The sequence below is a fragment of the Micromonospora sp. SL4-19 genome, from assembly GCF_047921475.1.
In the GTDB taxonomy this organism is placed as follows: Bacteria; Actinomycetota; Actinomycetes; order Mycobacteriales; family Micromonosporaceae; genus Micromonospora.
Genome location: NZ_JBLROB010000005.1, coordinates 1 through 20867 on the forward strand (window position 1 = coordinate 1; position 20867 = coordinate 20867).

Below are 20867 nucleotides of genomic sequence, written 5' to 3' on the forward strand. Positions count from 1 at the left end.
AGTCACCTTCCAACTCCTGCGCGACACCCGCATCGCGTACCGGCGACACGAGGACCAGGCCCACGAGCACCCCGCCGCCAGCGGCCCACCCGCCGACCGGGTCGACGACGACACGCCCCTGATCGTCGGCACCCTCACCTTCGCCGGGGTCGGTTGGCACACCACCGGCGACGCCCTCCTCGCCAACACCGCCGCCGCCCTCGCCCGCGAGCGACGAACCACCGGCCGCGAAGAACTCGCCCACGAACTCGGCACCACCCCGGCCGGTATAGCGCCGGCTGCCGCTTGATCCGACCTGAGGAGGTCAACCCCCATGAGCACCACCGCCCGCCCCAGCCCTGTTGTCCGGCTCGTACCCCGCACCGGGGCGACCATCGTCGAGCCGGTCACCTACACCGTTTGCGAGGTCGCAAAACTGCTCGGCCTCTCACTGGGCAGCACCTACGCCCTCGTCCGCGACGGCACCGTTCCCGCCACCCGCCTCGGTGGCCGCTGGCTGATCCCCCGCGCGCGCTTCCATGCCTGGCTCGACGGCGTCACCGAACCGCCGGCCGCCACGGGCACCGATTACGGGCGGAGGCGCTGATGGGTTTCGTCCGCAAGACCTCGGCCGGCAGCTTCCGCGCCTGCTGGCGCGACCCTGCCGGCAAGCAGAAGTCGAAGAGCTTCCGTACCAAGCGGGAGGCCAACGCGTATCTCACGGAGGTCGAGGGCAGTCTCAACCGGGGCACGTATGTCAACCCGCATGCCGGCCGGACCCGGTTCGGCGACTTCGCCCAACAGTGGCTTGCTACCAGGACCGTCGAGGCACGCACCACCGAGCGGACCGTCTCCATGCTCCGCGCTCAAATCCTGCCCAAGTGGGCTGACTGGCCGCTCGGGAAGGTCGACTTCATGTCGGTGCAGGAGTGGGTAACCGCTCTGAGCCGGCAGCTCGCCCCGACCACGGTCGCCAAGTGCTACCAGCTGCTGTCGATGATCCTTCGCACTGCCGTTCAAGCGCGGTTGATCGCCACCAACCCGGCAGAGGGCGTCAGGCTGCCTCGTGATCGGTCGCGGGACGTCAAGCCCGTGACGATCAGCCGCAATGACTTCTTTGGCAAGCTGCTCCCTGCCGTGCCGCCTCGCCACCGGGCGATCGTCTGCGCTGCCGCCGGTGCGGGCCTGCGCTGGGGAGAATGCGCTGGCCTGACCTGGTCCTCCGTGAACCTCGACCAAGCGGTGCTGCGCGTCGTCCAGGTCGCCGAGGAGACCCATGGCGGCATCCTGCTCCGTCCGTACCCCAAGAGCCGGGCCGGCGTCCGGAGCGTGCCGCTGCCGGACTTCCTGGTGTCCACGCTGCGCCAGCTACGTACGGAAGCCGGCGACCCGGACCCGCGAGCTCTCGTCTTCCGCGACCGGGTCGGGCGCCCCCTGCGCCGGTCGAACTTCCGCCGCCGGGTCTGGCTGCCCTCGCTGGTCCGCGCCGGACTGCTCGGCCAAGTCGTCAACACCGGCCCGCATCGGTATCGCGCGGCCTGGCCCGACCGGGAGGGCGTGGAGTGGTCGGCAGAGTGCACGACTGAGCGGGAGGCTGTCGCCTACGTGGCGGCCAAGGCCGTCGGAGGGATGCGGTTCCACGACCTGCGGCACGCCTACGCCACGTGGCTGGTCACCGACGGCGTCCCGATCAACCTGGTGCAGCGGGTCATGGGCCACGAGCAGGCGTCTACGACGCTCGATCGTTACACGCACACCCCGGACGATTACGCGGCCCGAGTCCTGGCGGCTTTCGACAGTTCTGCTGCCTCCTTGCTGCCTCAGGACGCGGAAACCTCGGCGGAAAGCGTCCTGGACGAGGACGAGGAGGGCCTGTGACCTGCGGTGGGGCATGCTCCCACACATGGGACGACCCCCGTCGGGGGGAGACGGGGGTCGTCGGGAGGTTCGGCTCCGGGGGGGTCGAGCCGAACCCACTCAGCGGTCACGGGGGGTGCAACCGCCGAGGGCCTTCCGGCCGACGAGACGCGAACTCTCGTCGCGAGCACAAGCATGCCGCAGCAGACCCGTATACGTCGAGTGGCGTCGGCTCCACCCACCGCTGATTTGTGTTCGGAGTGTGTGACTGTCGTCACTCTCAGCAGGGGTGGCGCCGAGGCGGCCAGTTGGATCACCCCGGGCATCCGTTCACCGCCCCCCGTCGGGCTAGACTTTCGCGCCGTGGGCCGAGGTGCCGCTTTTTTCGATCTCGACAAGACCGTCATCGCCAAGTCGAGCGCTCTGGCGTTCGGTCGGCCGTTCTACCGGGACGGGCTGATCACCAGGCGTGACGTGGTCAAGTCGGCGTACGCGCAGCTGATGTTCCGGCTGGGCGGCACCGACGAGCAGACCATGGCCCGGACCCGCGACTATCTCGCCACGCTCTGCAAGGGCTGGCAGGTGGAACAGGTCCGCCAGATCGTCGCGGAGACGCTGCACGAGTTGATCAACCCCTACGTGTACGCCGAGGCCGCCGCCCTCATCGAGGAGCACCAGGCCGCCGGCCGGGACGTGGTGCTGGTCTCCGCCTCCGGCGAGGAGATGGTCCGCCCGATCGGCAAGCTGCTCGGGGTGACCGACGTGATCGCCACCCGCATGGCGGTCGAGGACGGCCGCTACAGCGGCGAGGTCGAGTTCTACGCGGCCGGCCCGAGCAAGGTCGACGCCGTCGGCAAGCTGGCCACCGAACGCGGGTACGACCTGGCCGAGTCGTACGCGTACTCCGACTCGTACAGCGACCGGCCCCTGCTGGAGTGCGTCGGGCACCCGACCGCGGTCAACCCGGACCGGGCGCTGCGCAAGCTGGCGGTGGAGAACTCGTGGCCGGTGCTGGAGTTCCGGCACCCGGTCCCGCTCGGCCGGCGGCTGCGCGAACGGCCTGCCGTACCGGTCGCCGCGGCGGCCCTCGGCGTCGGCGTCGGCGTCGCCATCGGCATCGCCTGGTACGGCCGGCACCGCCGCACCCGCGCTGCCGCACCCACCGCCTGACCGTCTCCGGCCCGCGGGCCGACGTCCAGCGCGGGGGCGGGTCAGGAGGCGGCCAGGACCTCGTCGCCGATGAGACCGATCTGGTCCGCACCCACCTCGGCCGCCGTCATGTAGTGGCGGAGCCAGGAGCGCAGCCCGTCCGGCGTACCGGTGGCGAAGGCACCGGCCGCGCCGACGTACTCGGGCTCCCGCTCGCGGTGACCGACGTCAACGGCGACCAGCCCGCGCGGGTCGAAACCGGTGGAGATCAGCACCAGTCGGGCGGCGGCCCGGGCCACCACGCCGGACGGGCCGGCGAACGGGCGCAGGTTCAGCAGCTCGCCGTGCACCACGGCGGCCAGCACCAGCGGCGGCACCTTCGTGCCTCCGGCGACCAGCCCGGCCAGCCCGTCGAGGCGCGCCGCGACCACCGGGTCGGCCACCGGCCGGCCCAACTCCGCCTCGGCGACGACGTCCCGGGCGGCGAGGACGTGCAACCTCGCGAGGGCCTGGCGGGGGGCCTTCGGCCAGAGTTCACTGAGCCCGGGCAGCGCCCCGGCCACCCGTAGTGCCCCCTGGAGCACCGGGTCGGTGACCGTGCCGGCGCGTACCTCCTCGCGCTCGTGCACCCGGCCCTCCAGGGCGGCGCTGGCCACGGCGCTGCGGAGGCTGACCTCGGCGGCGACCTGGCCGCCGTGACGGCGCAGCGCGCGGTGCCGGTGGGCCTGGTCGACCCGGTCGCGGGCCCGCTCGACGGCGGGCGCGACGTCGGCGAGCGCGAGCAGCGGGGCGAGCGGGTCGGTGGTCACCCCGCCACGCTATCCACCGGGCCGTCCCCACCGGGCGCCACCCGCCCGAACACCGATCCCGACCACCCCGGGTACGCGCGAGAAGGGGCACGTCTCGACCGGAGGCGCCGACCGGGTTCCTTACATCTCGGCGCGTGCCGGAGGCCGTTGGGCGCGTGATGGCTCACCGGCGTCGCGGCGGCGGGTACGCGGGACTAACCTCATCCCGTCAGGAGACGCAGGTCACGCGACGAAGGAGAGTCACCGCATGAGCGAGGCATTGGCCAACTTGCTGAACGAGACGCGCCAGTTCCCGCCGCCGGCCGAGCTCGCCGCGAACGCCAACGTCAAGGCCGACGCGTACGCCGAGGCCGACGCGGACCGACTGGCCTTCTGGGAGCGCCAGGCCGACCGGCTGACCTGGGCGAAGAAGTGGGACCAGGTGCTCGACTGGTCGAACGCCCCGTTCGCGAAGTGGTTCGTGGGCGGGCAGCTCAACGTGGCGTACAACTGCCTGGACCGGCACGTGGAGGCCGGCCGGGGCGACAAGGTGGCGATCCACTGGGAGGGCGAGCCGGGCGACACCCGCACCCTCACCTACGCCGACCTGCACAAGCTGACCTGCCAGGCGGCGAACGCGCTGACCGAGCTGGGCGTCGCCGCGGGCGACCGGGTGGCCATCTACCTCCCGATGATCCCCGAGGCGGCGGCGGCCATGCTGGCCTGCGCCCGGATCGGCGCCACGCACAGCGTGGTCTTCGGCGGCTTCTCCGCGGACGCGCTGACCAACCGGATCCAGGACGCCACCGCCAAGGTGGTGATCACCGCCGACGGCGGCTACCGGCGGGGTAAGCCGTCGGCGCTGAAGCCGACCGTGGACGAGGCGGTGGCGAAGTGCCCGTCGGTGGAGCACGTGCTGGTGGTCCGCCGCACCGGCGAGGACGTCGCCTGGTCGGCGAAGGACCGCTGGTGGCACGAGACGGTGGAGACCGCCTCGCCGGAGCACACCGCGCAGCCGTTCGACGCCGAGCACCCGCTCTACATCCTCTACACCAGCGGCACCACCGCCCGGCCGAAGGGCATCCTGCACACCACCGGCGGTTACCTCACCCAGACTTCGTACACCACGCACGCGGTCTTCGACCTCAAGCCGGAGACCGACGTCTACTGGTGCACCGCCGACATCGGCTGGGTCACCGGCCACTCCTACATCGTCTACGGCCCGCTCTCCAACGGCGCCACCCAGGTCATGTACGAGGGCACCCCGGACACCCCGCACAAGGGACGGTTCTGGGAGATCGTCGACAAGTACAAGGTCACCATCCTCTACACCGCGCCGACGCTGATCCGCACGATGATGAAGTGGGGCGAGGACATCCCGGCCGGGTACGACCTCTCCTCGCTGCGGCTGCTCGGCAGTGTCGGCGAGCCGATCAACCCGGAGGCGTGGATCTGGTACCGCCAGCACGTCGGCCGGGGTCAGCTGCCGGTCGTCGACACCTGGTGGCAGACCGAGACCGGCGCCATCATGATCTCGCCGCTGCCGGGAGTGACCCAGGCCAAGCCGGGCTCCGCGATGACCCCGCTGCCCGGCATCGTCGGCGACGTGGCGGACGACCAGGGCCAGTCGGTGCCGAACGGCGCCGGCGCCGGCAGCGGCGACGAGTGGGTCTATTTCGCCGGCGACGGGGCGAAGAAGGACGACGACGGGCACATCTGGCTGCTCGGCCGGGTCGACGACGTGATGCTGGTGTCCGGGCACAACATCTCCACCACCGAGGTGGAGTCGGCGCTGGTCAGCCACCCGGCGGTGGCCGAGGCGGCGGTGGTCGGCGCGACCGACCCGACCACCGGCCAGGCGATCGTCGCGTTCGCCATCCCGCGGGGCACCGCGGAGACCTCGGGCGAGGCCGGCGAGCAGCTCATCGCCGAGCTGCGCAACCACGTGGCGAAGACCCTCGGCCCGATCGCCAAGCCGCGGCAGATCATGCTGGTTCCCGAGCTGCCGAAGACCCGCTCCGGCAAGATCATGCGCCGGCTGCTGCGGGACGTCGCGGAGCACCGCTCGCTCGGTGACGTCACCACGCTGCAGGACTCCTCGGTGATGGAGCTGATCTCCTCCGGCATGGGTGGCGGGAAGTCCGACGAGGACTGACGACAAGGCGTGCCCGAGGTGGGTGACGGTCCGGCGCGGACCGTCACCCATCGTCGTTTTTCGGGCGTACGGATCAGCGGTTCGGTGGAGGCGTAACGGGCTGAACGGACAGAGCGGCAAACCAACCTCTGTCGGGGAGGGTGCCTTTTCCCTTAAGTTCCCACATCGGACCGGTTAGACGGGCATCACTGCTGCACGCCGGCCGATTTCTTGTCTCATGCCCACGAATGGAGCGGAATGAAGACATCTCCGCAATCCGGGCCACGCCGGCGCCTACTCGTCGCGCTGCCCGCCATCGCCCTCGCCGCCGCGTCACTGACCGTGACCGGCAGCGCGGCCGCCCAGTCGGCCGGCCCGGCTCCCGCCACGATCGGGGCGGACGAGTTCTACATCAACTACGCCGAGCCCGAGGTGCAACCCGACACCGCCGGCAAGGAGGTCAAGGGCAAGGACGGCATCTACACCTCGCCCGCCGACGAGGCCAAGGCCTACGACCGGAAGTACGCCGCGGGCAACCCGCTGACCGCGCGGGAGCTGGCCAAGCTCGAGGCCAAGGCGATCAAGACGGGCAAGAGCCCGCGCCAGATCAAGCAGGCCAAGAGCACCCAGACCGCCAAGCTGCTCACGCTGCTGGTGGAGTTCAACGACAACGCCAATGACGACTTCACCAACGTCATGGTCCCCAAGACGGTCTTCGACGACCGGACCTGCGTCCCCGGCACCGTCCAGAACGGCCCGACGCACAACAACATCGCCGACCCGGCCACCCTGCCCCACAAGGACAACAACTCGATGTGGGTGCCGGACTTCTCGCCCGAGCACTACAACAAGATGCTCTACACCAAGGAGGGCATCACCGAGCGGGTCCGCAAGGACCTGACCGGGCCGGACGGCAAGCCGGGCATCAGCCTGGCCGGCCGGACCATGCACAACATGTACACGGAGATGTCCAAGGGCGCGTACACGGTCGACGGGCAGGCCAGCCCGTGGATCAAGTTGCCGCACTCGGAGGCCTGGTACGCGGCGAACCGCTGCACGAAGGACGCGAACGGCAACTGGGTACCCGGGCGTGAGCAGTCGATGAACGGCCACCCGGACAACCCGCTGGGTGCCGCGCGGCTCGCCACCGACGCGATCGACGCGCTGGCCAAGATGGACCCGAACTTCCCCTGGGCCGACTACGACCTCGAGGACCAGGGCGACCGGGACGGGGACGGCAACTACAACGAGCCGGACGGCGTCATCGACCACCTGGTGCTGGTGCACGCCGGCAAGGGCAAGTCCGCTGGCGGCGGCGACCAGGGCGTCTACGCGGTCTGGGCGCACTCCTCGGCGGTGGCCGGTGGCTACACGATCCCCGGCACCAACCTGAAGGTGTCGAACTACATCGTGCAGCCGGAGGACGCCGGCGTCGGCGTGTTCGCCCACGAGTTCGGGCACGACCTCGGTCTGCCGGACCTCTACGACACCTCGGGCAACGCCGACTCGGACGTCGACTTCTGGGACCTGATGTCCTCGGGCTCGCACTCCGGCGAGATCTTCCAGGCGCTGCCCACCCACATGGGCATCTGGGACAAGTGGGTGCTGGGCTGGGCCGACCCGCTGACCTTCAACCCGGGCGACAACGGGCACGCGGTGCAGCTGGGGCAGACCTCGCGTACGCCGGTCGGCACCAAGGACGGCATCAAGATCAACCTGCCGGACAAGGTGATCACCCTGGCCGAGCCGCACAGCGGCGCCAACATGTGGTACAGCGGCGCGGACCAGAACTGGGCCGACGTCAAGCTCAGCCGCGAGGTGAGCGTCCCGGCGGCAGCCGACGCCAAGTTCTGGATGTGGAACAACTACATCATCGAGGCGGACTGGGACATGGGCTTCGTCGAGGTCTCCACCGACGGTGGCAAGACCTGGACCGAGCAGAAGGTCTACGACGAGTCCGGCAAGCTGGTCACGACCAACGACGGCTACCCCGACCCGAACGGGCGGATGGCCGACTACGGAGGCAAGAGGTACGGCCTGACCGGTGACACGCACGGCTGGCGCCACGACTACATCGACCTGTCGGCGTACGCCGGCAAGACGGTGCAGGTGCGGCTGCGCTACGCCACCGACGCGGCGTTCGTGGAGCGCGGCTGGTTCGCCGACGACTTCTCGGTCACCAGCGGCGGGGCCACCACCTGGAGCGACGACGCCGAGAACGGCGCCAACGGCTGGACCCTCACCGGTGGCACCTTCACCGACACCACGGGCGCGGGCTGGCACTTCGATGGCGGCACCCAGGTCAAGGCGCAGTACTACCTGGCCGAGTGGCGCAACTTCGACGGCTTCGACGCCGGCCTGAAGTACACCTACGACACCAGCTACTCCCACGATGCGTGGAAGGTGGAGAAGGTCGCCTACAACGCGCCGGGCATGCTGGTCTGGTACCGGGACACCATGCTGGGCAACGTCAACCACGTCACCGCGCAGATGACCGCGCTGCCGAGCTACGGCGCCAAGGGTGGCCTGCTCATCGTCGACTCGCACTTCGACCCGCTGCGCCGCACCGGCGAGGCGGCGAGCAAGGACTCGTCGACGCTGAAGAACCTGCCCAGCCGCCCGCAGTCCTCGAACGCGGCCTTCTCGCTCAACCCGACGTACCCGTTCCGGGAGTGCATGGAGGGGCCGAACGAGCCGTACAGCGAGTACTGCACCAGCTTCGGTGCCCAGGCTCCGGTGTCGGCCTTCACCGACGCCAAGGGCTGGTACCCGGGCATCGAGATCCGCAACGGCGGGGCGTACGCCCGGGACAACGACGCCTCGGTGGTGCTGCCCTCCCGGGAGAACGCGCCGTACCCCACTCGCGTGGTGAACCCCGACGGCACTCCGGCGACGGAGTACTACGGGGCGACCCTGGGCGGTGGGGCCATCGTGCTCGGCACCGGCAACCCGGGTGACGCGGGCGTCTCCTACGGCGTCTCGATCGTCATCAAGGTAGCCGCGAAGGACAACTCGTACGCCACGGTCTTCGTGACCCCGGCGAAGCGGTGACCTTGAACCGCTGATCGGACACACCCGGCGGGGCCCGTCCGGAGCAGTTGCTCCGGGCGGGCCCCGTCTTTCTTACGCGTCCGGAGATTCACCGAAATTCTGTGTGACATTCCCGTGGGCCCCGGCGCTAGCTTTCGGGGACCCCATAATCACCGTCACGCTAGGTGATCGTGGCCAAAACGTAACGTGAATCACGGCCGAGTCGACGCCCTGATTGGTCCGGATTTGGCCCGAAAGGAAGGTCGCCTGGGCCAACGATTGACCGGTGACAACAGATGGATACCTCTGACATTGTGGGTGGCGCATGTCATGACAGTGGTGGCTATGGCCGGTTCTGTCATGTAACACATCCACAAAGGAGGAGGACCTTTGAGGAGACGAGTCACAGCAGGCCTGGCCTCGGCCGCGGCCGCGCTGCTGGCAGCCGGTGTCGTCACGGCGCCGGCGTCCGCCGCCCCGGCGGCGGAGCCCGCCCCCGGCGTCGACAAGGTGAAGCAGGGCAAGGACAACCTCCCGGATCCGAAGGCGGATCAGCACCGGGAGGTCCGGAAGCAGGCGATCTCCGACCTGCTGAAGGGCAAGGCCAAGCTTCAGACGCGCAACGGCTCGAAGGTCATCCAGGTCAAGGACGACCTCTTCGTCGAGTACCAGCAGGCGCCGAAGACCGACCCCATCTTCACGATGCTGGTCAACTTCGGCGACAAGACCGACCCGCGTACCGGTGGCACCCCCGGCCCGGTGGTCAACCAGATCCCCGAGCCGGACCGCAACTGGGACGGTAGCCCCACCGACAACAACAGCACCCTGTGGCGCTCGGACTTCCACCGCGAGCACTACACGGACATGTTCTACGGTGCCGGGGAGTCGATGCGGGACTTCTACCTGCAGCAGTCCGGCGGTCGGTACACGGTCGGCGGTGACGTCAGCGACTGGATCAGCGTGCCGTACAACGAGGCGCGCTACGGCAGCAACAACATCTCGGACGCCGACGGGTCGTGGAACTTCGTCAAGGACAGCGCCACGTCCTGGTACGACGCCCAGATCAAGGCCGGCAAGACGCCGCAGCAGATCAAGGACTACCTGGCCCAGTTCGACGTCTGGGACCGGTACGACTACGACGGCGACGGCAACTTCAACGAGCCCGACGGCTACATCGACCACTTCCAGGCGGTGCACGCCGGCGAGGGCGAGGAGGCCGGTGGCGGTGCCCAGGGCGAGGATGCCATCTGGTCGCACCGCTGGGCCGCGTTCCCCAACCTCGAGGGCAAGGCCGGCCCGGCCGGCAACCTCGCCGGTGGTGTCCCGATCGGTGACTCCGGTTTCTGGATCCGTGACTACACCACGGAGCCGGAGAACGGCGGTCTCGGCGTGTTCGCCCACGAGTACGGTCACGACCTCGGCCTGCCGGACCTGTACGACACCGCGGGTGGCGACAACGGCGTCGGTTTCTGGAGCCTGATGGCCTCCGGGTCGTGGCTCAGCCACGGCACCGACGACATCGGTTCGACCCCGGGCTACATGGACCCGTGGTCGAAGCTCTTCCTCGGCTGGCTGAACTACTCGACGGTCGACGAGAAGAGCGGCAGCACCCAGGTGACGCTCGGGCCTGCGGGCGACAGCGACGGGCCGAAGGCCCAGGCGGTCGTGGTGAACCTGCCCTCGCAGACCCAGACCACGACCTACAACACGCCGTTCGGCGGGTCGTACGAGTGGTGGGGCGGCAGCGCGGATGACCTGAACACCACGCTGACCCGGACGCTGGACCTGACCGGCTCGACCTCCGCGTCGATCACCGCGAAGGCCCAGTGGGACATCGAGGAGGACTACGACTTCCTCTACGCCGAGGTGTCCGCCGACGGCGGCAAGACCTGGTCGGCGCTGAGCAACTCCCTCATCGACGCCGGCGAGACCGGGGTCGACGGCTCCACCAGCGGCGCGTGGGTCGACCTGACCTACGACCTGTCGGCGTACGCCGGCAAGACCGTGACGTTCCGCTACCGCTACGCCACCGACGGCGGCGTGCACCTGGCCGGTCCGTTCCTGGACAACATCGCGCTGACCAAGAACGGCACGGTCGCGTGGACCGACGACGCGGAGACCCTTGCCGCGGAGTGGACCGCTAAGGGCTGGACCCGGATGAACGGTTCGGTGACCGACACCTTCCCCCGCTTCTACATCGCCGAGAACCGGACCTACTTCGGGTACGACGACGCGCTGCGGACCGGTGGGTACAACTTCGGCTGGCTCAACAGCCGGCCGGACTTCGTGGAGCGGTTCTCGAACCAGCCCGGCATGCTGGTCTGGTACGTGAACTACGCGTACGGCGACAACAACACGTCGCAGCACCCGGGCTACGGCCTCAACCTGCCGGTCGACGTCCGGCCGGGCAAGATCCAGGTCGGCAACCAGGGCAACATCACCAACCGGCGCGGCGGCTACGACTCGACGTTCAGCCTCTACGCCAAGCCGGCGCAGACCTTCCACAAGAACGGCGCCACGACCACCGTGCCGCGGCTCGACCCGACGCCGGTCTTCACCGACAACGGGATCAACAAGTACTGGAACACCAACAACCCGTGGAACTCGGTGAAGGTCGCCGGCACCGGCACCAAGATCGAGATCCTGCAGCAGGGCACCACCCCGACCAGCGACATGGTCGTCAAGGTCACCAACTGATCGGGTAGCACCAGACCGGAAGGGCCGGTGGCGGCGACGCCACCGGCCTCTTCGCGTACCCAGGCGTTCGCGCTGCTCGATCCGTCTGATCGACTGATACGGATGTAACAGTGCGGAGCATTTCCCATCGAAAAGTTGGTGCAAATCGATGCGCTTGTCTTCCCACGTGCCAGACGAGTGTCTATCTTCACCAGTGGTCCCACTCGTGGGACGTCTTCACCGGCCCGTACCCCGATGGGCCGGTTTCCTCACACCGGAGGTACCACGTGCGCAAAGTCGCAGTGGGTCTGCTCGGGCTTTCGCTGACGGCAACGGGACTGGTGGCGGGCACGGCCGCCAGTGCCGCGCCGACGCCGAAGTTGCCGGCCGCCGCTCCGTCGGTGGCCGAGCCTGCGCAGGCTGAGCATGATCTGCCGGACAAGCTCGAAGAGAAGCGCCGCGCGCTTCGCCAGGAGGGCCTCAGCGAGGTCCTCTCCGGCAAGAGCACGCCGCAGACGATCAACGGCAGCACCGTCGTCAAGGTCGGCGAGACCGCCGGCGGCGCGGCGGCAGCGGCCGGTGCCCGGACCGCAACACCGGGCAGGAACGGCAAGAAGAACCAGTACGTCGAGCTGGCCCGGCAGCGGACCGACAAGATCTTCGTGATCCTCGCCGAGTTCGGCGACGAACGGGACCCCGCCTACCCGGACAAGGACACCAACCCGGACATCCCGGGACCGATGCGGTTCGACGGGCCGCGGCACAACGAGATCCCGGCACCGAACCGGAAGGTGGACAACTCCACCGTCTGGCAGTCCAACTACAGCCCCGAGCACTTCCGCCAGCTGTACTTCGGCACGAAGCCGGGCGACGAGTCGCTCAAGCAGTACTACGAGGCCCAGTCGTCCGGGCGGTACAGCGTGGACGGCGTGGTCACGGACTGGGTGAGGGTCAAGTACAACGAGGCCCGGTACGGCCGCTCCGACGACCCGATCCCGGACGACTCTGACGACCCGGCCAACGACCCGGCGGTGTGCGACAGCAACGTCTGCCAGAACACCTGGGACCTGGTCCGGGACGCCGCCAACCAGTGGGTCGCCGACCAGAGGGCCAAGGGCCGCACCGACGCCGAGATCAAGGCCGAGATGCAGTCGTTCGACCAGTGGGACCGGTTCGACTACGACGGCGACGGCGACTTCAACGAGCCGGACGGCTACATCGACCACTTCCAGATCGTCCACTCGGGCGGCGACCAGGCCGACGGCGACCCGCACCAGGGCGAGGACGCCATCTGGAGCCACCGCTGGTCGGCGTACAACACCTCGCAGACCGGCCCGGCGAACTTCCCGATCGGCGGCACCGAGATCGGCAACACCGGCGTCTGGATCCGTGACTACACCATCCAGCCGGAGAACGGCGGCCGCAGCGTCTTCTACCACGAGTACGGCCACGACCTGGGTCTGCCGGACGACTACAACATCCTCAGCGGTGGCGACAACAACAACGAGCACTGGACCCTGATGGCCCAGAGCCGGCTCAACGACAAGCACGACGGCGGCATCGGCGAACGCGGTGGCGACCTGGGCGCGTGGAACAAGCTCCAGCTCGGCTGGCTCGACTACGAGGTGGTCAAGGCCGGGCAGAAGCGCACCCTGGAGCTCGGCCCGCAGGAGTACAACTCCCGGAAGCCGCAGGCCGCCGTGGTGGTGCTCCCGCCGCGGACGTACACGTTCAACAACGGCAAGCCGTTCGAGGGCACCAGGCAGTACTTCTCCGGTAACGACGACGACCTGGACAACACCATGACCAGGACGATCGACCTCACCGGGAAATCGACGGCGGCGCTCTCGCTCAAGGGGCGCTACTCCATCGAGTCCGGCTTCGACTACCTCTTCTTCGAGGCATCGACCGACGGCGGCAACACCTGGACGGCGCTGCCCGGCACGGTCGACGGCAAGCCCCTTCCGCCGGTGTCGAAGAGCGACCCGCGGCCGGCGCTCACGGGCAGCAGCGGCGGCAAGTGGGTGGACATCAACCTTCCGATGGACTCGGTGACCGGCAAGGTCGTCCAGTTCCGCTTCCACTACCTCACCGACGGTGGGCTCTCCGCGGGCGGCTTCTTCGGTGACGCGATCACCGTGACCGCCGACGGGCAGACCCTGCTCAGCGACGGCGCCGAGAACGGCGCCGGGGGCTGGGCGCTCAAGGGCTGGAGCATCGCCGCGGAGACCTACACCCGGGACTTCGCCAACTACTACATCGCCGGCAACCGGTCGTACGCCTCGTACGACAAGTACCTGAAGACCGGCCCGTACTACTTCGGCTACCTGAACACCCGGCCCGACTGGGTTGACCACTACGCGTACCAGCAGGGTCTGTTGATCTCCTACTGGAACCTCCGGTGGGCCGACAACGACACCTTCGCCCATCCGGGCGAGGGTCGCAACATGATCATCGACGCGCACCCGCGGCCGATGTACAACCTGACCGGCAACCCCTGGCGGGCCCGGGTCCAGGTGTACGACGCGCCGTTCAGCCTGAAGAAGGCGGACTCGTTCACGCTGCACATCAACGGCCAGGCGCAGCACATCCGCGGCCAGGACGCGCAGCCACTGTTCGACGACACCAAGCAGTACTGGTACCCGGAGCTGCCGAACCACGGCGTCAAGCTCCCGGCCGCCGGCGTCAAGATCAAGGTCCAGCAGCAGAACGGCACCTCGATCAAGGTGAAGTTCTCCTGAGCCGCTGATCGACACCACAGCGCACCACGCGATGCCCGGGCAGGTCACCTGCCCGGGCATCGCCCTCTCCGGCAGCACCCTCCCCGAGGCGCCCGGCGAACCCAGCCGGGTCGGCTGACCCCGCACCGGGCCCATCCGGTGGTCTCCCGGAGAATCCCCTGATCCTCGCCACCTGCGAGGCCGCCGGCGGAGCGCCGGTCCTAGGCTGTGGCACATGACCGACCAGCGTGGCGGGCCCGTCGACGAGTCCTGCGTCCTGCCCGACGGGCCGTGGACGCACCGGTTCGTCGGCGCCAACGGCAGCCGCTTCCACGTCGTCGAGGCCGGCACCGGCCCGATGGTGCTCTTCCTGCACGGCTTCCCCGAATACTGGCTGGCCTGGCAGGAGATGCTGCCGGCGGTCGCCGACGCGGGGTTCCGGGCCGTCGCGGTCGACATGCGCGGGTACGGCGCGAGCGACAAGCCACCCCGGGGCTACGACGGCTACACCCTCGCCGCCGACGTGGCCGGGCTGATCCGGGCGCTCGGCGAGCGGTCGGCGACCCTGGTCGGCACCGGGTCCGGCGGCCTCATCGCGTGGACCGCCGCCGCGTTCCACCCCACCCTGGTCCGGCGGCTGGTGGTGCTCGGGGCACCGCACCCGCTCCGGCTACGGGCCGCCATCTTCGCCGACCCACGCGGCCAGTTCACCGCCTCCGCCCCGACGCTGAAGTTCCAACTGCCCCGGTACGAGCACGTGTTGACCCGGGACGACGCCGCCGAGGTGGAGGCGCTCCTGCGCCGCTGGGGCGGGCCACGCTGGGTCGACAGCCCGGACTTCGCCGCGTACGCCCGGTCCTGCCGGGAGGCGATGCGGATCCCGCAGGCGGCCTTCTGCGCCATGGAGGGCTACCGGTGGGCGTTCCGGTCGGTGCTGCGGCTGCACGGCTACCGGTTCGTCAAGGCGATGCAGAAGCCGCTGGTCACGCCGACCCTCCAACTGCACGGCGCGCTGGACCAGGCCTCGCTGCCGCGCACCGCCCAGGGTTCGGGCCGCTACGTGACCGCGCCGTACGAGTGGCGGCTGCTCGACGGAGTCGGCCACTTCCCGCACGTGGAGGCCCGGGACCTGGTGCTCGGCGAAGTCCTGCGGTGGACGAAGTCCTGACTCAGACCCGCTGCTCCCGCAGGTCGACGACTTCGCTCGCCGGCGCCCAGCCCTGGTAGACCCCGAAGTCGAACGCCTCCAGGCCCATCGCGTGCGCCACCGGCCAGCGGCCGCCGGTGTACTCCACCCGCAGCCAGCCCTCGTGCTCGGCCAGCACGATGAACGGCTGGCCCTGCCAGGTGCAGGTGGTCCGGACGTACGCCAGCTCGTCGACCTCCGCGGCCGGCACCACCCGGACGTGGCGGCCGGGGCGTACCTCCTCGAAGCCCTCGTCCGGTTCGGGCTGGTAGAGGCGGACATCGTCGCCGTCCGGGCTGGCCTGGTATTCCCGGCCCCGCCAACGGGCCACGTAGCCGTCGCGGCTCACGACTCACCGACCTGTCGCCAGAGCAGCGCATCGGTGTCCAGGGTCGCCACCACCCGTCCGCTGCCGTCCGCGCCGATCCGGCACAGCTGCGCGCCGTGCGGCAGCCGGGCGCTGTCCACCTTGAACTCGGCGACCACGTCGCTGCTCTCCCCCGGCGCGAAGCCGTTGCCGCGGAACGGAGGACGCTCGATCACCCAGCCCTCCATCGCCCGCATCGCGGCCTCGTTCTGCCCGCCGTACGGGATGCGGTAGAGGCTCGGGCGGTACACCGGCCAACGCAGCACGTAGATCTCCACGTCCTCCCGGGAGAACGGCGAGCCGGGGTGGCCCAGGCCGAGCGCGTCGTACAGCTGGGCCGGGGTGCTCAGATGGGCCAGCTCACTGGCGCGGTGCACGAAGCCCGAAACCCGGTCGTAGCCGCGCTCCAGGTAATAGGCGAGCTGGCTCGGGGCGACCGCCTTCTGCATGATCACCGGTCGGGCGGGGTCGACCGGCGGCGCGGCGGGCCGGGTCGCGACGACCGGCTCCGCCTCGGCGGCGGGCTGGTCCGGTTCACTCTCCGGGTCCTCCCCGAGCCCCACCTCGGCGGCCCAGTTGGCCAACGCGAGGACCTGCTCACCGGGGTACTTCGCCCCGGCCGGGGTGCCCGGGTTCACCGCGAACGACCAACTCTCGTCCGGCCAGCGCCGAATCAGCTGGACGAACTTCACGCGTACGGTGTCGACCGGGCCGGCGGCGCGATCGGCCAGCCGCTCCGGCGAGGTGTAGACCACCACGTACGTCTCACCGTCGAGCTGCTCGGTCCGCCAGACGAAGCCGGGGTCACCGGGGCGACTCCCGGGCGCGGAGCCGGCCGCGACCGGCAGCAGCACCCGAGCCAGCAGCAGGGTGGAGAGGAAGCCGTCGGTGCTGCCGCTGCCTGCGGCGCCGAGCAGTTCCTCCTCGACGTCGTTCGCCGGCACGAAGTCGGCCGGCACCGGTTCCGGCGCTTCGGACGGGGCCGGAACGGCGACCGGCGCCGTCGGCTCCCCTGGCGGGGGAGCGGTCGGCTCGACCGGCGGGGAAGCGGTCGGCTCGGCCGGGGTCGTCCGCCGCTCCGCCGCAGGGGCCGGCTTGAACAGCGAGGCGGGCGCCGCGGCTGGAGAGACGGACGGCTCGAACAGCGGCACGTCGGGCGCGGCGGGCGGCTCGAACAGCAAACCCCTCCGCGCACCGGGCGGGTTCTCGCCGAAATTGGCGTCGGAGGGCGCGTCGAACAGCGACCCGGACTGGGGGTTGGCGGGCGCCTCGGCCGGCGCGGCGGGCGGGTCGATCGTGAGCGGCATGGTGGGGTCGGCGGGGCCGGCCCAGGGCGCACCCGGTCCGTCGCCGTCGCTCCGGTCCGCCGAGACCGCCGCGGTCGCCATCGCCGACGTGGCCGCGGGAACGGTGGGCACGGCGTACGGCTGGGGCGGCACGGGTGCCGGACCGGAGGCCGAGCCGGCTGACGGCGGCTGGTCGGGCGTGGTGAGGTCCCGGGACTCGATGACGGTGCCCTCGATGACGATCGGTGAGAAACCCCGACGCGGCTCGGGCGGGCCGGACACCGGTTCGGCGACCGACCGGGGCAGTTCCTCGGCCGGTGCGGCGAGGGCCGCGTCCCCCGGTCCTGGCGGAGTCGAGTGGGTCCGCTCGTCCGATTCCGGCCCGTCGCCGGCGAGCGGGCGACGACGCGGCAGCGCCTGGGTCGCCTCCTCGTCTGCGGCCGGGGCGGGCCGGAACGGCGGGGGCGGCTCTGCCGGGCGGAGCGCCTGCGTGGTTTCCCCACCGTCCATCCGCAACGACCGGGTGGGCTCCTCCCGTACCGGCTCGATCAGCGGGCGGCGGCGTGGGAACGGCTGGTCACCCCGGGTGAGCCGGGACGGCGGAACCACGCGCTCCCCGCTGCGGTGCGACGGGTCATGGGGCGGCAGGCGCCGCGATGAGCGACCCGCGGCGGGTTCGAAGAACGACCGGCCGGAGGGCGGTGCGGGCGCGCCGGCAGGGACGGAGTCGGTACGGCTCGCCGGGGCGGGCCATCCCGCACGGACCGGTCCGTCGTCCCCGGGCCGCTGGGGTGCCGGGTGGTCGCCCGTCGGCTCCGGCCAGCGGGCAGCGGGTGGGCCGGCCGGCTCGGCGACGCCGGGCACGGGCACCGGGGCCGCCGGGTGCGGGACAGGCACGGTCGACGGCTCGCCTGCGGTCGCCGGACCGTGACCGCCCGAGGCGGGCGGGACCGGCGCGGCCGATGCCCGGCCTCCAGGCGCGGGTGCAGCGGGCGACATCGCGGCGTCCCGGGCGGCTGCGGCGGCACGAGCCCGGGCGACGGCCTCCACCCGCTCCAGACGGGCACGCGCGCCCATGGTCCGGCCCGGCAGCCGGACATCGCCCCGGGCGAGCTGCGCCACGAACCAGGCGGGCAGGTAGCCCTCGATCGGCAGGCCTGGATTGACCGCCAGCCACCATTCCTGGTTGGGCCAACCGGCGGCCAGATCGGCATACGGCACGCGGCGAGTGGCGCCGGCGTTCTGCCCGAGGCAGGTCCGCAACGCGGTGGCAGAGGTGAAGGCGAGGACGTGCGTCCGGCCGCCGGTGGTCCAGGTGCCCCAGTCCACCGGAGCCTGCCCGGCCAGCGCCGCCGCGGCGACCGGCAGCAGCAGATCGACCCGGGTCAGCAGCTGGAAGTAGCGCTGCTGGTCCTGCGCGCGAAGCGCGTCCCACATCGCCACCTCGGCCTCGGTGGCCGGCTCCCATCCGGTCACGGCCACCTCTCCTTCCGCGCACAGGCCATAGGCATCGCCTACAACCTACAAGGTGGTAACAAGGTCACAATGGCTGGCCGTCGATGGTGCGCCGAGCCACGCACTAGGCGTTAACATCCCGTTCCGGAGTCGACACGATACGGAGGCGGTCGATGTCCCGGCCCTTCGCGCGCCCCGCCCTGACCGTCCTGGCGATCGCCGTCGCCGCCGTGCTGCCGGCCGCGCCGGCGGCGGCCCGCGCCCCGTCGGCCTGTCCCGCGCCGCCCGCCCCGGCCCGTCCAGTGGCGGACCGGCCGTGGCCGCAGCAACGATACGCGCCGGACCGCCTCACCCCGCTCGCCACCGGCGCCGGGGTGATCATCGCGGTGGTGGATTCCGGCGTGGACCGTACCCATCCGCAGCTCGCCGGGCGGGTGCTGGCCGGTGCTGACTTCCTCGACCCGGGCGGCGACGGCACCCGGGACTGCGCCGGGCACGGCACCGGGGTGGCGAGCATCATCTCGGCCACGCCGCGGTCGGGGGTGGCGTTCCGGGGGCTCGCCCCGGGTGCCCGCATCCTGCCCGTACGGGTCAGCGAGCAGCAGGTCGTCGAGGGGCGGGAGTCGGGGCGTACGGTCGGCGCGGCCGGATTCGCCCGGGCCATCCGGTGGGCGGTGGACCACGACGCTGACGTGCTCAACCTCTCCGTCGTGCTGTACGCGGACAGCCCTGCGGTCCGCCTCGCGATCGAATACGCGCTGCGCCGCGACGTCGTCGTGGTGGCCGCCGCCGGCAACCTGCACGACGGCGGGGATCCCCGGCCGTACCCGGCGGCGTACAACGGGGTGCTCGGGGTGGGCGCGATCGGGGCGGACGGTGCCCGCTCCGCCTTCTCCCAGACCGGCCCGTACGTCGACCTGGTCGCCCCGGGCAGCGACGTGCTGATGGCGGCACCCGGACAGGGACACCACCGGGCGGAGGGGACGAGCTACGCGGCGCCCTTCGTGGCCGCCACCGCGGCGCTGCTGCGGCAGTATCGCCCCGAGTTGACCGCGGCCGAGGTGGCCCGGCGGATCGTGGACAACGCCGACCCGACCCCGGGGCATGGGGACGGCTACGGCGCCGGGGCGCTGAACCCGTACCGGGCCGTGACCGAATCACCCGGGCCGGCGGTGACGGGCGCACACCGGGGCGCGGCCCTGGCGGTGGACCAGCCGGACCCGGCCGAGGTGGCGCAGCGGGCGCGACGGGCTACTGCCCGGCACCGAGCCCTGCTGGTGGCCGGCGCGACCGGGGCGGCGGCCGCGGTCGTGGTGCTGCTCGCGGTGGTGCTGCCCCGCGGGGTCCGTCGGCGGTGGCGTCCGGCCGGTCCGGCCTGACCGGCCCACCCGTCACCACCGCCGCGACACGAAGCGGACCACGCCGGCCGGGCCGGTGGGGGTGACACGGAGGCGGCGGCCCGGACGGGGATCGTCCAGGCCGCCGCCGTGCCGAGGCTCACTGGAACAGGTTGGCGTTCCGCTTCTCGGTGTCGAGGTAGTCGGCTGCGGAGTCCTCCACCGCCAGCCTGATGTCGCGCAGCATGGCCTGCAGGTCCTGCGAGGCGGCCCGCCACCGTGCCTGCCGCTGCTCGTACGCCTGGCGGGCCTCGCCGGCCCAGCTCGCCACCAGCGGCGCGGCGTCCTGTTCGAGCTGCCCGAGCTGGCTGTCGAGGGTGTGCAGCGCCTTCTGGATGTCCGCGCCGGCCTGCTGCAGCGCGGCGAAGTTGACGACCAGCGCACCTTGGTCCATCGGATCCGTCCTTCCGTGCTTCAGAGCGGCAGCTGGATGCCGCGGTGGGTGCCGGCGACCCGGCCGGCGGCCTCGGTGTCCGAGACGTCGTACTGCGCTCCGGCGGTACGGATCGCGGTGGCGGTTTCCCGCAAGGCCCGCTGAAGTGCCGCCTGATCCTGCGCCCACTGCTGTTTGACCTGCTCGAACGAGCGCCCGCCGGCGCCCCGCCAGGCCTGCTGCAACACCTCCAGCTCGGCCATCAGGCCGCTGAGCATGCGCTGCAACGACTGGTCCACCTGCTCGAACTTCGCGGCGGTCTGCTGCATCACCGCGGCTTCTGCCTGGGTCTGGGACACCCCGGACGTCACCTCGTCTCCTCGGTCGTGGCTGGCCGCCGGAACGACCACGTGGACTTGCCGAGCGCGGAACCGGAGTCGTGGCGCGGGACGGCACACTCGGCGAAACTC

General features: G+C 70.9%; 14 protein-coding genes and 1 pseudogene. 10 read left to right on the forward strand and 5 right to left on the reverse strand.

What is annotated here, in order from left to right; all coding sequences use genetic code 11:
• The 4 genes and pseudogenes from ACNAVT_RS09330 to ACNAVT_RS09345 form a co-directional block, all read left to right on the forward strand.
• Nucleotides 1-289, forward strand: a pseudogene (locus tag ACNAVT_RS09330) (plasmid replication initiator protein); the annotation flags it as partial.
• A 24-nt stretch (nucleotides 290-313) separates the two neighbouring features.
• Nucleotides 314-586, forward strand: a complete 273-nt coding sequence (locus tag ACNAVT_RS09335) for a helix-turn-helix domain-containing protein (RefSeq protein WP_416294732.1) — start codon at nucleotides 314-316, stop codon at nucleotides 584-586.
• Nucleotides 586-1857, forward strand: a complete 1272-nt coding sequence (locus tag ACNAVT_RS09340; protein ID WP_416294734.1) for a tyrosine-type recombinase/integrase — start codon at nucleotides 586-588, stop codon at nucleotides 1855-1857. Before ACNAVT_RS09335 ends, ACNAVT_RS09340 begins: the two co-directional genes overlap by 1 nt.
• 342 nt (nucleotides 1858-2199) lie before the next feature.
• Nucleotides 2200-3006 (forward strand): HAD family hydrolase, encoded by an 807-nt coding sequence (locus ACNAVT_RS09345; protein WP_416294736.1) that lies wholly within the window; start codon nucleotides 2200-2202, stop codon nucleotides 3004-3006.
• A gap of 41 nt (nucleotides 3007-3047) precedes the next feature.
• Here ACNAVT_RS09345 and ACNAVT_RS09350 read toward each other — a convergent pair whose 3' ends face one another.
• Complete coding sequence (locus ACNAVT_RS09350) at nucleotides 3048-3794, reverse strand: oxidoreductase (RefSeq protein WP_416294738.1); 747 nt, start codon at nucleotides 3792-3794, stop codon at nucleotides 3048-3050.
• Nucleotides 3795-4041: 247 nt separating this feature from the next.
• On the opposite strand from ACNAVT_RS09350, the gene ACNAVT_RS09355 reads away from it, so the two are divergent.
• The 5 genes from ACNAVT_RS09355 to ACNAVT_RS09375 all read left to right on the forward strand — a co-directional run bounded on the left by ACNAVT_RS09355 (nucleotide 4042) and on the right by ACNAVT_RS09375 (nucleotide 15501).
• Nucleotides 4042-5928 (forward strand): acetate--CoA ligase, encoded by a 1887-nt coding sequence (locus ACNAVT_RS09355; protein WP_416294740.1) that lies wholly within the window; start codon nucleotides 4042-4044, stop codon nucleotides 5926-5928.
• Between the two features lie 237 nt (nucleotides 5929-6165).
• Nucleotides 6166-8958 (forward strand): immune inhibitor A domain-containing protein, encoded by a 2793-nt coding sequence (locus tag ACNAVT_RS09360; RefSeq protein WP_416294742.1) that lies wholly within the window; start codon nucleotides 6166-6168, stop codon nucleotides 8956-8958.
• Nucleotides 8959-9327: 369 nt separating this feature from the next.
• Nucleotides 9328-11634 carry an immune inhibitor A domain-containing protein gene (locus tag ACNAVT_RS09365; protein ID WP_416294744.1) on the forward strand — a complete coding sequence of 769 codons (2307 nt, stop codon included), beginning with the start codon at nucleotides 9328-9330 and terminating at the stop codon, nucleotides 11632-11634.
• Between the two features lie 281 nt (nucleotides 11635-11915).
• Nucleotides 11916-14354: an immune inhibitor A domain-containing protein gene (locus ACNAVT_RS09370; RefSeq protein ID WP_416295185.1), complete on the forward strand. Its 2439-nt coding sequence runs from the start codon at nucleotides 11916-11918 to the stop codon at nucleotides 14352-14354.
• Between the two features lie 214 nt (nucleotides 14355-14568).
• Nucleotides 14569-15501 (forward strand): alpha/beta fold hydrolase, encoded by a 933-nt coding sequence (locus ACNAVT_RS09375; RefSeq protein ID WP_416294746.1) that lies wholly within the window; start codon nucleotides 14569-14571, stop codon nucleotides 15499-15501.
• A gap of 1 nt (nucleotide 15502) precedes the next feature.
• On the opposite strand, the gene ACNAVT_RS09380 is transcribed toward ACNAVT_RS09375, so the two are convergent.
• Both ACNAVT_RS09380 and ACNAVT_RS09385 read right to left on the reverse strand, forming a co-directional pair.
• Nucleotides 15503-15868, reverse strand: coding sequence for a hypothetical protein (locus tag ACNAVT_RS09380; RefSeq protein WP_416294748.1), 366 nt, complete (start codon nucleotides 15866-15868; stop codon nucleotides 15503-15505).
• Nucleotides 15865-18648, reverse strand: coding sequence for an SseB family protein (locus ACNAVT_RS09385; protein ID WP_416294749.1), 2784 nt, complete (start codon nucleotides 18646-18648; stop codon nucleotides 15865-15867). The genes ACNAVT_RS09380 and ACNAVT_RS09385 overlap by 4 nt, the downstream gene beginning before the upstream one ends.
• Before the next feature lie 152 nt (nucleotides 18649-18800).
• On the opposite strand from ACNAVT_RS09385, the gene mycP reads away from it, so the two are divergent.
• Nucleotides 18801-20006 (forward strand): type VII secretion-associated serine protease mycosin, encoded by a 1206-nt coding sequence (gene mycP / locus ACNAVT_RS09390; RefSeq protein WP_416294751.1) that lies wholly within the window; start codon nucleotides 18801-18803, stop codon nucleotides 20004-20006.
• 118 nt (nucleotides 20007-20124) lie between these two features.
• Here the strand turns inward: mycP and ACNAVT_RS09395 are convergent, their stop codons facing one another.
• The gene (locus ACNAVT_RS09395; protein WP_416294753.1) at nucleotides 20125-20418 is read right to left on the reverse strand and encodes a WXG100 family type VII secretion target; all 294 of its coding nucleotides are present in this window, start codon (nucleotides 20416-20418) and stop codon (nucleotides 20125-20127) included.
• Between the two features lie 20 nt (nucleotides 20419-20438).
• The gene (locus tag ACNAVT_RS09400) at nucleotides 20439-20756 is read right to left on the reverse strand and encodes a WXG100 family type VII secretion target (protein WP_416295186.1); all 318 of its coding nucleotides are present in this window, start codon (nucleotides 20754-20756) and stop codon (nucleotides 20439-20441) included.
• Nucleotides 20757-20867: the final 111 nt, after the last annotated feature.

What these genes read in the sequence shown, in the direction of transcription:
- ACNAVT_RS09335 (WP_416294732.1), top strand. Translation starts at nt 314, where the DNA reads ATGAGCACCACCGCCCGCCCCAGCCCTGTTGTCCGGCTCGTACCCCGC.
- ACNAVT_RS09340 (WP_416294734.1), top strand. Translation starts at nt 586, where the DNA reads ATGGGTTTCGTCCGCAAGACCTCGGCCGGCAGCTTCCGCGCCTGCTGG.
- ACNAVT_RS09355 (WP_416294740.1), top strand. Translation starts at nt 4,042, where the DNA reads ATGAGCGAGGCATTGGCCAACTTGCTGAACGAGACGCGCCAGTTCCCG.
- ACNAVT_RS09360 (WP_416294742.1), top strand. Translation starts at nt 6,166, where the DNA reads ATGAAGACATCTCCGCAATCCGGGCCACGCCGGCGCCTACTCGTCGCG.
- ACNAVT_RS09375 (WP_416294746.1), top strand. Translation starts at nt 14,569, where the DNA reads ATGACCGACCAGCGTGGCGGGCCCGTCGACGAGTCCTGCGTCCTGCCC.
- mycP (WP_416294751.1), top strand. Translation starts at nt 18,801, where the DNA reads ATGTCCCGGCCCTTCGCGCGCCCCGCCCTGACCGTCCTGGCGATCGCC.
- ACNAVT_RS09395 (WP_416294753.1), bottom strand. Translation starts at nt 20,418, where the DNA reads ATGGACCAAGGTGCGCTGGTCGTCAACTTCGCCGCGCTGCAGCAGGCC.